Below are 13,051 nucleotides of genomic sequence, written 5' to 3' on the forward strand. Positions count from 1 at the left end.
CAACGGAAATTTGAGGTCACTGGATCGAAATGACTTCAGTGACCTCTAAGCCTTCAATGTTTGTGACGGCAGGTACCCGAAACGCTTCTTGTATTCGGCTGCAAATCGACCGAGATGCGAAAATCCCCATTTGGCCGCAACGTCTGCAACGGTCTGTTTCGTGTCGGAGGAGAGCAAATCGTGATGAGCGGCGGTCATGCGCATCTCCTGCAGATAGGTCATGGGGCTCGTATTCCTAAACTGCCTGAAGCCCTGCTGCAGGGTTCGAACGCTGACTTTGGCGGCGATCGCAATATCGTCGAGCGATATCGGGGCGGCGATATGCTCGTGCATGAAGTCGATGGCCCACTTGACATGGCGCGGAGCGGGGGCAGGGGCCGGGCGTCCCAGTTCGTTCGAGTAGCGATGCTGACAGTTTTCAAGGATGAGATAGGTGGCGGCGTCGCAAAAAGAGGCTAGAGCCAGGGGCGATTGCCGCAGGGGGCCATCCTTGCAAAGGCCGCGATGAAGCTGCTCGGCCAGATGCACCAATGCAAGCCCCGCATCCGACGTCATATCGAAATAGGGATGGATGTCGATCTTGCCGCTGATGGTCCGGTCAAGCATATGGCTCAGGTGGCCGGTGATCTTGGCCTTATCGATGAACAGAGCCAGATGACGGCGTGGGCCGAATAGAAGGGTACCGGTGGTGGGGTCTCCTTCCAGAATAGTGCCGCGCCCGGGAACCGACTCAATGGGTTTCCGCGGGTAGTTGAAGATCAAATTTCCCTGCTTTGGCAGAAAAATGATCATCTTCTCGCTGGGCGCCTCCCGCTTGAGGGCGATCGTCCCTTCGTAGGCGCAATCCGCCACCCTTACCGCTCCTGCGGAGAGAAAGTTGCAGTGGAACCTAATGGGACTATTGTTCAGTGCCGCAACCTTGATCGGCGATCCTGGCGTCGACAATACCTCAGAGAGTTCATCCGGATCGGTGCCGCTGACCACGGTTTCTGTTCCCAATGAGATACCCCCTGCGCCGCCCGTCGCCGGACCTTGGATCGAACCAGCGCGGGTATAAGAATTTAACGACATTCGCGACCTCGAAAGATCATACCTGTCCGTGACAAGGTACGTACCTCAAACCCCACCCAAAACTCCTTTCCGGATTAAAACCGGCGTTGACCAAACCTCATCGATACCCCCAAATTGGGATGAGGAAATGAATGATTCGTTAAGAGTAACGATAAATGTGATTAAATTTAATCAGTTCCGCAGCTCTCTAATATCAAGCTCGTCGACTGACAATGTGCTTGGTTGTCGCGCAGCCCAGCGGTTAACTGGACGAGCGATATGCTCGTTCTGCGGCAGTTAGTGTGTTATTTGTTCGCGGCCAGAATCGAGAATCAGTTGGCTTTTCAAAAAAAAGGGACTGCGATGGGCTCCGCTGATCGCACGGGGGACTTTACAGGCTACGTTGACCTTTCGTCTGTTCCGACCGTGCGCAGGCTGCGTCAAAACGCGCTGCTCGAAAGGCTGCGGAAGGCCATTTCGTTCGAATACGTGACGATTGGCGGCCTGGATCTGGAAGGCTATGAATTCGGCTGCAGCCAGTCGATCGACACGGATATGCCGCCACTCTACATGGACACCTACTTTGCCGAGAAGATGAGTCCACAAGACCCTTTGGTTGTGGCCGGCAAAACAAGGAAGACGGTCTACACGGAAGAAGAAGCCTTCGATCTGTCATCACCACCGCTGAGGCTTCTTTATCTTTCGCGCGCTCATGACGTGCGAAACAGGATCTTGTTCCCCTTGTGCAGAAACGATGTCGTCTACGGCGCGGTTTGTTTCACAAATGCGCGGCCATTCACAACAGACGAGCGCGACTTCTTATCGATAATGGCCGAACCGCTCTATGGTGCCGTTACCCAACCTATCATGGACAGATTTGCCGCCAGTCATTTTCGCCTGACTGGGGGCGAACTGCTTTGCCTGAAACTCGCCAGTCGCGGTTTGACCAGCGAGGAGATTGCCGATGAATCCTGCTACACAGCGGAAACGATCAACAGCTATCTCAAGTCGGCGACCCGAAAGCTCGGAGCCTCCAACCGCGTCCAGGCAGTCGCCTCGGCGATAAGAAAGAACCTGATCGATTGATCCCTGGGCGCTTCCGGCGTCTCGTGAGCGCTCGCGAAACGAATAGCGACGAAATATCGGGATATTGCCGCCGTTTGACCGACCTCAACGCGGTCGCAACTGGCCTCTTGTGGTCCATTTTTAGGCCTAAACGGGCAGCTTCTCTACCAATGGCCGAAAAACGCATGGATATCCGATGCGCGCGGAGTAGGTCACGGCTGGCTGAAATGTTTACGCATCATTAACTATCTCGTCCCAAATCCGGTACATCCGATGAGGTTCGGTCTGTACCTCTTCCCGCCATGAAGACGGGTTTCGGAGCGCTTGTCGCGCATCATCCATTTCGAAATCCGGCTTTGGAGGAACAATGTCGAACCATTCTTATGAACATAGCGATCGTCACACGCATCACGGTTCGGCCGCTGGGCCAAGCGGAACGTCCTTAAAAAATCAGAACATCGACCGCCGGTTGGAATTCATGGGCTTGGACACGAAGGCTCGTGCCAGCATTCGCTCGCTGAAGGCTCTCATCGAACGCGAGCTGCCGCGGGGCCTGGACAAGTTCTACGCCGAGCTTCGCAAGAGCCCCGAAGTCAAGCGGTTCTTCTCCTCGGACGAGCACATTGCTCGCGCCAAGGGCGCGCAAGCGGGCCATTGGGTGAACATTTCCGACGGCAATTTCAGTGAGGACTATGTCGGAAAGGTGCGTACGATCGGCACGGTTCACGCGCGGATCGGGCTCGAACCACAATGGTATATCGGCGGTTATGCCATCATTCTCGATCACCTGATCAGCACTGCTGTCGAGGAGATGTCTCCGAAGGGCGGGCTATTCTCCAAAGGACCGATGAAACCAGCCGAATTCGGCAAGGCGCTCGCAAGCTTGGTGAAGGCCGTCATGCTGGATATGGATCTCGCCATTTCCGTCTATATCGATGAGGCCGAGGCCGCCAAACAGAAGGCACAGGCGGAGGCGATTGCCGCGGAACAGAAGCTGGTATGCGACTGCTTCGGCCGGGCGATGGCAGCCATCGTCAGCAAGGACATCAGCTATCGCATCCATGACGATCTGCCGAGCGCCTATCACGGGCTGCGCGACGATTTCAACAATGCGCTTGAACAGTTGGCCGGCACGGTAGGCCAGATCGAAGGTGCCGCATCGCAGATTCATGGCGGATCGCAGGAGATACGTTCGGCAGCGGACGATCTGGCCAGGCGGACCGAGCAACAGGCCGCCTCGATCGAGCAGACGGCGGCTGCATTGGAAGAAATCACGACAACGGTCAAGGATTCCGCTCGACGGGCAGAAGAAGCAGGCCAGCTCGTCGCCAAAGCGCGCCTTGGTGCAGAAAAATCAGGGGCGATCGTCCGCCAGGCTGTCGCCGCCATGGGCGCGATCGACAGCTCGTCTCGCGAGATTTCCAACATCATCGGTGTCATTGATGAGATCGCTTTCCAGACGAACTTGCTTGCATTGAACGCCGGTGTGGAAGCGGCACGCGCTGGGGACGCAGGCAAAGGCTTTGCGGTTGTCGCCCAAGAGGTACGAGAACTTGCCCAGCGCTCCGCCAAAGCGGCAAAGGAAATCAAGGAGCTGATCAACAATTCCGGCGAGCAGGTTAAAGCCGGCGTCGGATTGGTTGGCGAAACCGGATCGGCACTCACGGTCATCGTCGAAGAGGTGAAGGAAATCGACCACCATATCGGTGCGATCGTTGAAGCGGCTCGCGAACAATCGACCGCGCTTCAAGAAATCAACACTGCCGTCAATGCAATGGACCAAAGCACGCAGCAGAATGCCGCGATGGTCGAGGAGTCGACTGCCGCCAGCCATGCCCTCGTACGGGAGGTCGGTCGCATTACGCAATTGTTGAGCGAGTTCAACATCAGTCGTGGCCGGACCTCCGATGCGCAGCCGCGGAACAGGAAGAGCGAGCTGCAGGCACCTCCTTCGCCCGCGCGCGAGCTCAGATCCAAAATTGCGAAGGCCTTTCCGACCCATGGCAACGCCGCGATTGCCACCGAAGGCTGGGAAGAGTTTTGACGCCGTCTCGCAATCTATTTTCGGTCTAAAATACCTGGGTCCATCCGGGCCCGGGTACCAATTCTGAGCGAGCCAGGACGGCGCTCCAGCGCATTTCAATTCAAGGAATTTCAATGAGCATCGTTATCCCCTTTCCTCTCGACAGCGCTTCGGATGCTTCGGGGCTCTCTTACGACGAGGTCGACGCACTGCAAAAAATGCTGTGTGTTCGTGCAGAAATCGAGGGCATTTTCAATCGACTGACCGCAATTCACAACGGAATAGCGGCGGTAAAGGCCGGGGAAACCGGTCACTTCTCCGAGGGCAGGTTGCGCGCGGGAGGCGAAGCTTAGGTTTGAATATCGAAGGCACGTTCGGTTCTGGTTGTCCGAACGTGCCTTCAAGGGATCGCGAACATCCCAAATCTCGACACTTAAAGCCGATTGATTCAAATGCTTCGCTTTCGAGCAATCGTTGCAGAAGGTTTTTACGCTAATAATCGTCCTTGAAAGACCTTACTTCAAAAGACAAAAGCCTCAAAAAATCAGTTTGTGAATTCCTCGGGGATAATATGCGAACGGTCCTGGGTGCATTTTCTATCGACAGTAGTCACGGTGCGACCGTGATCTTGGAAGGGAGGTCAAACCTTCCTATGGGTAAGAAGCTTCGTGCCGAGATACGTATTCCGGGCCGGGCTATCATTGAAACGACCGCCTATAAGGACTGGCCATATCCAAGACCGGTTGCCTACGAAGGTTATTTTTTGACGGGAATCGAAAGAGCCGACCTGATCGACGGAACCGCGATCAACGTCGAGCTGCTGTCGAATGACCGTCAGATGTGAGCGTGCGGTTGTTTCAGATGCAGGTCTGATGAAACTTCGCCCTTATAAGCCAGTTGAATATAGTCTCAGCGCATTCTTTGTCGCCTATGAACTGAACGCTTCTGGCGGCGAGCCTGAGCGCAATCTTCGCTTCTAGACTCCGAATCGCCCTCTAGGTATTGCTGCCTTCAGAGACATTCATCGCTGCTTTGTCCTTGTCCCGCGAGTAAGGCTTGCCGGGTGACGGACGACAAGCCTATGGCGCAGCGATGAAGAAGGATGTGGTTGATTTGTCGAGAGTATTCGATCGAATGAAAAGGTTGCCTGGCATCGCCTGGATCGCACTGATGGCGATCTCTGCTTCACCGGCACTGGCTGGATCGGAAGATCACCATTGGTCGCACGACCCGGTGAGCCGCTGCCAGTTCGTCGCGCCAACATCCCTGACAAATGGACCTGCCTTCTGGACGGGCGCTTGTGTTGACGGGAAGGCTTCGGGCTCGGGCATGTTGCGCCGACGCGACGGCAATCGCGCCGGACCGGCCTTCTTTGGTCGAATGAAGAACGGCATTCCCGAGATCGGCGTTGCCGATCTCGGCGACGGATATCGGGCTGGTACGTTCAGTGACGACGACATTGGTGGCCAAGCTGAGCTTGAGCCTCAGGTGAAGATTGACGCGTTTCGTATCGCGGCCGAGGCTGCGCGGCAGGTCGGTGCCAAGTATGCCGCCGAGAAGAATACGGCGTCGGCACAACACTATGATGGGATTGCAAAGACGCTTGAACTGCAGATCGAATGAAAGTGTGTTCAGTCGCGTGACCGTCCTTGGACGCGGGGCGTACCTTGAATGTAAGTAGAATTTCCATTGCCTTTGTGTTGGCTCACGATAGGAGATTTTCAATGCCTTCCCTTGCGGTCACCATGAAAGGACAAATCACGTTGAAGCGGGATCTGCTGGCGCACCTTGGCGTCAAACCAGGGGAGCGGATCGAGTTCGATAAATTGCCTGGTGGTGAGCTGCGGGTACAGGCTGCGCGTCCGACGGGGACGATCGATGACTTTATCGGTCGGCATGCCGGCAAGACGAAGAAGCCGTTGACCATCGAGGAGATGAACGAAATTGCCGCTGCAGGTTGGGCCGGAGAGGAATGAAAGTCTCCGTCGACACAACCATTCTTGCACGAGCGGTCCTGCCGGATGATGCGCAGCAGGGGAGCGTTGCTGCAAAACTTCTCAAGGAAGCCTCGCTGATTGCGGTTTCTCTCCCGTGCTTATGTGAGCTGGTCTGGATACTGCGTCGAGGAGCCAAGCTATCGAAGGAAGATGTTTCACAGACGATTCGCGATCTGCTCGATGCAGGCAATGTGGCGATGAACCGCCCTGCGGTCGAAGCAGGATTGGGCGTGCTGGAGGCTGGTGGCGATTTCGCAGATGGCGTGATTGCCCATGAAGGAGCATGGCTTGGTGGCGAGAGCTTCGTATCTTTCGACAAGCAAGCGGCCGAATTGGTTGCCCACCAAGGTCAAGCAGCGCGTCTTCTTGCCTGACGTCCTCGTCTGACGATCTACTCCAGCCGCTCGACAGTCAGCGCAATGAAATCGCCCCGTTGAAATCAAGCCGTCTCGCCCGGCACAAGCAAGAATCCGACATCGACCGTCTGAGCTGGCGCATCCTCCAAAAGGAGTTCTGCTGCGCGTCTTCCTATCTCCACACGCCGTGTGAGAATGCTGGCAATGGGCTGTGGGGTGTGGCGGCAGATATCGAGTGCGTTGAAGCCGATGATTGCCAGCCGGTCAGGCACGGGAATTCCCACGGACAGGCAATGGAAGTAGCCGCCGAGCGCCATGTCGTCATTGGAGAAATACACGGCGTCAACATCGGGCGATCGGCTCAAAACATTCGCCAACCCCGCCTTTCCCGCGCTGACAGAGGAAGGAGCATTGCGGATTTCCCGATCTCTCAGCGTGAGCCCTGCCTGGTTGAGCTGCTCGACAAAGCCTTCCAAGCGTTTTGCGCTGCGGGTGTCGCGTTCCATGTCGTGTCCGACATAAGCGATACGCGTGTAACCTTTTTCAATGAGATGAGCGGCGGTAGCCCTGCCAGCCGAGCGATGAGAGAATCCGACAGCGATATCGATCGGTTCTCCATCGATATCTAGCAATTCCAGAACACGGCATCCGGCGGCGCGTAGCAGTTTCCGCGTTCCTTCCGTATGTTCCAGGCCGACAAGCATGACCGCTTCCGGCCGCCACGCCAGAACGGCGGCGACGAGCGCCTCCTCCCGCATCGGATCATATTCGGTAACCGCGAATACCGCTTGCTTCTGCCGCACCTCAAGCGCCCGGGTAACGCCGCTCAAGACGTCCGCGAAAACGATATTCGAGAGAGATGGCACGATGATCGCCACCAACGGTGTGCCCGTCGATGCCAAGGCTCCGGCGATCTTGTTGGGAACGTAGCCAAGCTTATCGACCGCCGCCATGACGCGCGCGCGCGTCTTCTCGGAAAAGGACCCGTGATTGCGCAAAACGCGCGAGACGGTGCTTTCGCCAACGCCCGCAGCGTCCGCAACCTCGGCCAGTGTGATCGGAGCGTTTTTCAGGTCCATTTCCTTCCCCCCGGCTCGAGTTTTCCGCCTCGTTTCACCTTGTCAATCAAGATTTTGGCGAACGCGATGCACTCTGAAAAGGTAGCCTTCGCAAGCATATTCGGAACAGGCCCGTCTATTCAATGGCAGCGCTGCCAAAAATTACTTGGCAGCGCTGCCAAAATGATTTACAAGAATGGCAGCGCTGCCAATTTGGGGCGCGAGGAGGCGAAACGAACCGCATTTCATCGGAGGAGGAGAGCAATGACGGTGCTGGATCAGGCATCGGGCGCCCAGGCGGGCGTGTCCGAAGCTTTAGAAAATACTGCTTACAAGAAAGTGTTTTGGAGGATTATCCCCTTACTGATGTTCTGCTACGTGGTCGCATATCTCGACCGCGTCAACGTCGGCTTTGCCAAACTACAGATGTCCAGCGAGCTGGGCCTTTCGGAGGCCGCCTACGGGGCCGGCGCCGGCATTTTCTTTATCGGCTACTTCCTTTTCGAAGTGCCCAGCAATCTGCTGATGAACAAGGTCGGAGCGCGGATATGGATCGCGCGCGTCATGATCACCTGGGGCATCGTTTCCGCCGCCTTCGCATTCACGAGCTCGGAAATGATGTTCTACATTCTGCGTTTCCTGCTCGGTCTGGCGGAAGCCGGCTTTTTCCCGGGGATCATTCTCTATATGACATCTTGGTATCCGTCCCATCGGCGCGCCAAGATCATTGCGACCTTCATGTCCGCCATTCCGGTTTCCGCCATCTTCGGGAACCCGCTTTCGGGCTGGATCATGGACAGCTTTCACACGTTCCACGGCATGTCCGGATGGCAGTGGATGTTCCTGATTGAGGCCGTTCCCGCAGTTCTGCTTGGCCTTGTCGTCCTCTTCTATCTCGACAACCGCATCGAAGACGCAAAATGGCTGGACCAGAAGGAGAAAGACGTTCTGTTGGCCAACATGGAGGCTGAGAACCGGATCAAGACCGCGAGCCCCAGCAGCCTCGGCGCAACCCTGCGCGACGGCCGGGTGTGGCTGATGAGCCTTATCTACTTCTGCTTCGTGCTCGGCCAATACGGCTTGAACTTTTGGATGCCGACGCTCGTCAAGGCTTCCGGGGTTGTCGGCAATTTCAACGTCGGCTTGGTCTCGGCAATTCCCTACATCTGCACATTCATCACCATGCTCGTTCTCGGACGCTCGTCTGACCACTTCCGCGAACGTCGCTGGCATCTCGTTGTCCCCGCCATGATCGCCTGCGTCGGCTTCATCGCCGCAACCATGGCATCGAGCACTGGAATTGCCATCGCAGCGCTGTCGCTGGCTGCGGCCGGTGTCATTACCTGCGCGCCGCTGTTCTGGTCCCTGCCAACAGCCTTCCTGGCCGGCACTGGCGCCGCGGCAGGCATTGCATGGATCAATTCGGTCGGCAATCTCGCGGGTTTCCTGGGACCCTTCATAATCGGTTATCTCAAGGACGCTACGGGCAGTAATTCCATTGGTATGTATTTCCTGGCAGCGGCCTTGGTCGTCGGTTGCATCGCAACGCTTTCGGTGCCGGCGAAAATGGTAAACCGCTGAAACGAGCGGCTCCCCGACACCAGATGTCGGGGAGTCCACCCATTGCATCATCTAAGGATCATCACATGACAACCCTTCAGGAAAACGCGGAAACGCCCCAGGTGGCGGTGGTAATTGGTCTTGGCGCCATGGGCATGGGCATGGCCCTCTCGCTCAAGAAGGCCGGCTTCGATGTGATCGGTGTCGATATTTCCGCAGATGCCGTTTCCCGCTTCGTGCAGGCAGGAGGCCGTTCGGCGTCCAGCATCGCAGAAGCCGCAAGAGAGGCCGACATCGTGGTTTCGGTGGTCGTCAATGCGGCCCAGACGGAAAACGTCCTGTTCGGTACTGGCGGCATTGCAGACGTCATGCGTCCCGGCTCCGTATTTATCTCGTCGGCAACGATGGATCCCGCCGTGGCCGGCAAGCTTTCCTCGCAACTCGAGACAAGGGCCGTTCACTATCTCGACGCCCCCATTTCGGGGGGAGCGGCGCGTGCTGCCAATGGCGAGCTGACGGTCATGGCCTCAGGGACAAAGGCTGCCTTCAGCGCCGCGCGCCGCGCGCTCGATGCCATGGCCGCCAAAGTCTATGAACTCGGTGATACCGCCGGCGCCGGCGCCGCGTTCAAGATGATCAATCAGTTGCTCGCCGGCGTTCATATCGCCGCGGCTTGCGAGGCGATCACGCTCGCCGCGAAAATGGGGCTCGACCTCGACAAGGTCTATGAGGTGATCACCGCTTCCGCCGGCAATTCATGGATGTTCGAAAACCGCATTCCTCATGTGCTCGCCGGCGACTACACGCCGCTCAGCGCCATCGAGATTTTCGTCAAGGATCTCGGCATCATCCAGGACATGGCGCGGTCCGAACGCTATCCGGTGCCGCTCAGCGCCGCAGCATTGCAAATGTATCTCGCGGCTTCCGGCGCCGGCATGGGACGCGACGACGATTCTTCGCTCGCGCGCCTTTATGCGCAACTTTCCGGCGCTTCGCTTCCAGAAAAGACGAGGTGAGCCATGCCTGCCTTTGCTGCCAACCTGACGATGATGTTCAACGAATGGTCGTTTCTTGATCGTTTTGACGCTGCCGCCGAGGCAGGGTTTTCCGCTGTCGAATATCTGTTTCCCTATGACTTCAAGCCGGAAGACATCCAGGAACGACTTGTCCGCAACGGCTTGACCCAGGCACTGTTCAACATGCCTCCGGGCGATTGGGCGGCCGGCATGCGAGGGCTGGCGTCGTTGCCGGGCCGCTTCGACGATGTGGCCGATGGCGTGACCCGCGCGCTCGTCTATGCCGAGGCCACCGGCGTGAAGAACATTCACCTGATGTCAGGCTTGGGCGATCGTAACGATCAGCAAGCGCGACTAAATTACCGTCGTGCGGTGGAGCATGCCGCTGAACGGCTCGCCGAAAGAGGGCTCAATCTTTTGCTCGAGCCCATCAACGGGCGTAATATGCCGGGCTATTTCCTCAATGATTTCCATGCAGCCGCGCAGATGATCGGCGAGTTCGGCCTCACCAATGTGAAGCTGCAGTTTGATATCTATCACTGCCAGATCATTCATGGCGACGTGACGACACGCCTGCGGGAGCTGATACCGATCAGCGGGCATGTGCAAATCGCCAGCGTGCCGTCGCGTCAGGAGCCCGACGGCGAAGAGCTTAACTATCCGTTCCTGTTTTCCGAGCTCGATCGGCTCGGCTACACGGGCTATGTCGGCTGCGAGTATCATCCTCGCGGTCGAACGACGGACGGTTTGGGCTGGTTCGAACCTTACAAGCGGGGATGATCGATGGGTATTCTTCTTGGCGTCATAGCTGACGACTTCACCGGTGCAACCGACATCGCCAGCATTCTCGTCCGCGAAGGCATGCGGACTGTCATGTCGATCGGTGTTCCCGCGCCGGCATTCGACGTTCATGACGCGGATGCCGTCGTCGTTGCGCTAAAATCCCGCACCACTCCAGTAGCGGAAGCGGTCGCGCAATCGCTCGATGCGCTGACGTGGTTGCGGGCGCACGGCGCCGAGCAGATTTTCTTGAAATACTGCTCGACATTCGACTCCACTGCTAAGGGCAATATCGGTCCCGTCGCAGATGCCTTGAGCGACGCGCTCGATGCAAAGATTGCGGTTGTATGTCCTGCTTTCCCCAAGAACGGGCGGACGGTGTTCAACGGGCATCTTTTCGTCGGCCGGCAACTGCTGCAGGATTCGCCGATGAAGGATCATCCGCTGACGCCGATGCGTCGTTCCGATCTGGTCTCGCTGATGGCGGAACAGTCGGCCCACAGCATCGGCCTCGTTCCCCATGACGTCATCTCTGCGGGTGATGCTGCGATTGCGGACGCTTTTGGCAGAAGCGTAGAGGCCGGACAACGCTATGTCGTCACGGATGCGATCCATGATGATCATCTCCGGGCCATTGGGCGGGCTGTGTGCGGTCATAAGCTTGTCACCGGCGGTTCGGCGCTCGCCATGGGCCTGCCGGCGAATTTCGGCATTTCACCACGCAAGCCGGCGGAACGCGAGTCCACATCCTCGGCGTCACCGCGAACGGCAATTCTGGCGGGCAGTTGCTCCGCCGCCACGCGCCAGCAGCTCGCCAGGGCTACGGCGCTTTGGCCGAGCCGCAGGATCGACCTGGACGCCATCGCCAATAAGCGCCCCGTCGTTGAGGAGACCCTGTCCTGGGCGCAGAGCCAGCCTGCCGGCCAACCGGTCGTGATCTACGGGTCTGCCGATCCCGCCGAGGTGGAAGAGAACCAGGCAAGATACGGAGCACAGCAGGCGGGCGCCATGATGGAACATACGCTCGCCGCTATTGCGGAAGGGCTGGTGGCGAACGGCGTCAGCCGATTGCTTGTAGCAGGCGGAGAGACGTCCGGCGCGGTGATTTCGGCGCTCAAGGTGCAGGGCCTCTCCATCGGCGCTGAGATCGCGCCCGGAGTGCCATGGACGACAACACTCTCCGATCGGCCATTGCAGGTGGCGCTCAAAAGCGGCAATTTTGGCGGTCCTGATTTCTTCGAACGTGCCCTGGATATTTCCGTATGAGCGAGACAAAGATTCGCGACCAGATCACCGGCTATGCAAAATCGCTGTTCGACCGCGGCCTGACCGCCGGATCGACCGGCAATATCAGCGTCCGCGTCGACGATGGATGGCTGATGACTCCGACGGGATCGTCCATGGGAGCCATCGACCCATCACGCATCGCCAAGCTGGATGAGGCAGGGCGGCACATCTCGGGTGACGCGCCCACCAAGGAAGCGTTTCTTCATCGCGTCATGTACGAGAAACGGCCGCGCGCGCGGGCTGTCGTCCATCTGCATTCGACTTATTCCGTCGCGGTCAGTTGCCTGTGCGGCCTCGACCATGATGATGTGCTTCCGCCGCTCACAGCCTATTATGTCATGCGCGTCGGTCGCCTGCCGCTCGTGCCCTATTATCCCCCTGGCGACGAAGCCTTGGCTCAGGCTGTTGCGGAGCGCACTGCCAACAGCCATGCCGTGCTTCTCGCCAATCACGGCCCGGTCATTGCCGGTGCCGATCTTTCCGAGGCGGTATATTCCGTCGAGGAACTCGAAGAGACGGCCAAACTGTTCCTGTTGTTGCGTGGTGAGAAAACAAGGCCCTTGAGTTGCGACGAGACGACTGAACTGCAACGCCGCTTCCCAGCCAAATGCTAGGGTCGATCGGCACGGCTGTGGCCTGAACTGATTTCAGCCGCTGAAGCATCTTGCGGCAGATCGGGGTCGCATCTTGATCGCGACCCGAATCCTGATCGGCAAGCCGCTGATCAGGAGCCGCAGGCTCCAAACCCCTTAAGGCGTCTCCCATCGTCCGTGACCGCTGGTCATTGAAAGTTCTTCTGACCCCATCGCTCGGCCCATCGTGTACGGAGGAAGTCAGCCGAAAGCGGTTCTCACAGTAT

Annotated in this window: 14 protein-coding genes; 12 read left to right on the plus strand and 2 right to left on the minus strand. The window is 57.8% G+C overall.

Annotated features, from left to right (window positions below):
• Positions 1–45 precede the first annotated feature (45 nt).
• Positions 46–1,071: a helix-turn-helix transcriptional regulator gene (locus GGD50_RS20310; protein ID WP_183938825.1), complete on the minus strand. Its 1,026-nt coding sequence runs from the start codon at positions 1,069–1,071 to the stop codon at positions 46–48.
• A 258-nt stretch (positions 1,072–1,329) separates the two neighbouring features.
• Between GGD50_RS20310 and GGD50_RS20315 the strand changes: the two genes are divergently transcribed.
• From GGD50_RS20315 to GGD50_RS20345, 7 genes are all read left to right on the plus strand, one after another.
• Positions 1,330–2,136, plus strand: coding sequence for a LuxR C-terminal-related transcriptional regulator (locus tag GGD50_RS20315; protein WP_246451354.1), 807 nt, complete (start codon positions 1,330–1,332; stop codon positions 2,134–2,136).
• 346 nt (positions 2,137–2,482) lie between these two features.
• Positions 2,483–4,159 carry a globin-coupled sensor protein gene (locus GGD50_RS20320; RefSeq protein WP_183938826.1) on the plus strand — a complete coding sequence of 559 codons (1,677 nt, stop codon included), beginning with the start codon at positions 2,483–2,485 and terminating at the stop codon, positions 4,157–4,159.
• 113 nt (positions 4,160–4,272) lie between these two features.
• Positions 4,273–4,491 (plus strand): hypothetical protein, encoded by a 219-nt coding sequence (locus tag GGD50_RS20325; protein ID WP_183938827.1) that lies wholly within the window; start codon positions 4,273–4,275, stop codon positions 4,489–4,491.
• A 299-nt stretch (positions 4,492–4,790) separates the two neighbouring features.
• Complete coding sequence (locus GGD50_RS20330; RefSeq protein ID WP_183938828.1) at positions 4,791–4,982, plus strand: hypothetical protein; 192 nt, start codon at positions 4,791–4,793, stop codon at positions 4,980–4,982.
• Positions 4,983–5,230: 248 nt separating this feature from the next.
• Complete coding sequence (locus tag GGD50_RS20335) at positions 5,231–5,761, plus strand: hypothetical protein (RefSeq protein ID WP_246451356.1); 531 nt, start codon at positions 5,231–5,233, stop codon at positions 5,759–5,761.
• A gap of 101 nt (positions 5,762–5,862) precedes the next feature.
• Positions 5,863–6,114 (plus strand): AbrB/MazE/SpoVT family DNA-binding domain-containing protein, encoded by a 252-nt coding sequence (locus GGD50_RS20340; RefSeq protein WP_183938829.1) that lies wholly within the window; start codon positions 5,863–5,865, stop codon positions 6,112–6,114.
• Positions 6,111–6,509, plus strand: a complete 399-nt coding sequence (locus GGD50_RS20345) for a type II toxin-antitoxin system VapC family toxin (protein ID WP_183938830.1) — start codon at positions 6,111–6,113, stop codon at positions 6,507–6,509. The genes GGD50_RS20340 and GGD50_RS20345 overlap by 4 nt, the downstream gene beginning before the upstream one ends.
• Before the next feature lie 65 nt (positions 6,510–6,574).
• Here the strand turns inward: GGD50_RS20345 and GGD50_RS20350 are convergent, their stop codons facing one another.
• Positions 6,575–7,570, minus strand: coding sequence for a LacI family DNA-binding transcriptional regulator (locus GGD50_RS20350; protein WP_183938831.1), 996 nt, complete (start codon positions 7,568–7,570; stop codon positions 6,575–6,577).
• A 243-nt stretch (positions 7,571–7,813) separates the two neighbouring features.
• Between GGD50_RS20350 and GGD50_RS20355 the strand changes: the two genes are divergently transcribed.
• From GGD50_RS20355 to otnC, 5 genes are all read left to right on the plus strand, one after another.
• Complete coding sequence (locus GGD50_RS20355; protein ID WP_210318908.1) at positions 7,814–9,130, plus strand: MFS transporter; 1,317 nt, start codon at positions 7,814–7,816, stop codon at positions 9,128–9,130.
• 65 nt (positions 9,131–9,195) lie between these two features.
• The gene (gene ltnD, locus GGD50_RS20360; RefSeq protein ID WP_183938833.1) at positions 9,196–10,125 is read left to right on the plus strand and encodes an L-threonate dehydrogenase; all 930 of its coding nucleotides are present in this window, start codon (positions 9,196–9,198) and stop codon (positions 10,123–10,125) included.
• A 3-nt stretch (positions 10,126–10,128) separates the two neighbouring features.
• Entirely contained in the window at positions 10,129–10,905 is a 777-nt protein-coding gene (gene otnI / locus GGD50_RS20365; RefSeq protein ID WP_183938834.1) for a 2-oxo-tetronate isomerase, read from the plus strand.
• 3 nt (positions 10,906–10,908) lie between these two features.
• On the plus strand, positions 10,909–12,171 hold the full coding sequence (gene otnK / locus GGD50_RS20370; protein ID WP_183938835.1) for a 3-oxo-tetronate kinase: 1,263 nt from the start codon (positions 10,909–10,911) through the stop codon (positions 12,169–12,171).
• Positions 12,168–12,806 carry a 3-oxo-tetronate 4-phosphate decarboxylase gene (gene otnC, locus GGD50_RS20375; RefSeq protein WP_183938836.1) on the plus strand — a complete coding sequence of 213 codons (639 nt, stop codon included), beginning with the start codon at positions 12,168–12,170 and terminating at the stop codon, positions 12,804–12,806. The genes otnK and otnC overlap by 4 nt, the downstream gene beginning before the upstream one ends.
• Positions 12,807–13,051 lie beyond the last annotated feature (245 nt).

Source organism: Martinezella paranaensis (assembly GCF_014200235.1).
In the GTDB taxonomy this organism is placed as follows: domain Bacteria; phylum Pseudomonadota; class Alphaproteobacteria; order Rhizobiales; family Rhizobiaceae; genus Rhizobium; species Rhizobium paranaense.

Bases quoted from the DNA above. Each gene is read 5' to 3' on its own strand.
- GGD50_RS20310 (WP_183938825.1), bottom strand. From the start codon at position 1,071: ATGTCGTTAAATTCTTATACCCGCGCTGGTTCGATCCAAGGTCCGGCG.
- GGD50_RS20315 (WP_246451354.1), top strand. From the start codon at position 1,330: ATGCTCGTTCTGCGGCAGTTAGTGTGTTATTTGTTCGCGGCCAGAATC.
- GGD50_RS20320 (WP_183938826.1), top strand. From the start codon at position 2,483: ATGTCGAACCATTCTTATGAACATAGCGATCGTCACACGCATCACGGT.
- GGD50_RS20325 (WP_183938827.1), top strand. From the start codon at position 4,273: ATGAGCATCGTTATCCCCTTTCCTCTCGACAGCGCTTCGGATGCTTCG.
- GGD50_RS20330 (WP_183938828.1), top strand. From the start codon at position 4,791: ATGGGTAAGAAGCTTCGTGCCGAGATACGTATTCCGGGCCGGGCTATC.
- GGD50_RS20335 (WP_246451356.1), top strand. From the start codon at position 5,231: ATGAAGAAGGATGTGGTTGATTTGTCGAGAGTATTCGATCGAATGAAA.
- GGD50_RS20340 (WP_183938829.1), top strand. From the start codon at position 5,863: ATGCCTTCCCTTGCGGTCACCATGAAAGGACAAATCACGTTGAAGCGG.
- GGD50_RS20345 (WP_183938830.1), top strand. From the start codon at position 6,111: ATGAAAGTCTCCGTCGACACAACCATTCTTGCACGAGCGGTCCTGCCG.
- GGD50_RS20350 (WP_183938831.1), bottom strand. From the start codon at position 7,570: ATGGACCTGAAAAACGCTCCGATCACACTGGCCGAGGTTGCGGACGCT.
- GGD50_RS20355 (WP_210318908.1), top strand. From the start codon at position 7,814: ATGACGGTGCTGGATCAGGCATCGGGCGCCCAGGCGGGCGTGTCCGAA.
- ltnD (WP_183938833.1), top strand. From the start codon at position 9,196: ATGACAACCCTTCAGGAAAACGCGGAAACGCCCCAGGTGGCGGTGGTA.
- otnI (WP_183938834.1), top strand. From the start codon at position 10,129: ATGCCTGCCTTTGCTGCCAACCTGACGATGATGTTCAACGAATGGTCG.
- otnK (WP_183938835.1), top strand. From the start codon at position 10,909: ATGGGTATTCTTCTTGGCGTCATAGCTGACGACTTCACCGGTGCAACC.
- otnC (WP_183938836.1), top strand. From the start codon at position 12,168: ATGAGCGAGACAAAGATTCGCGACCAGATCACCGGCTATGCAAAATCG.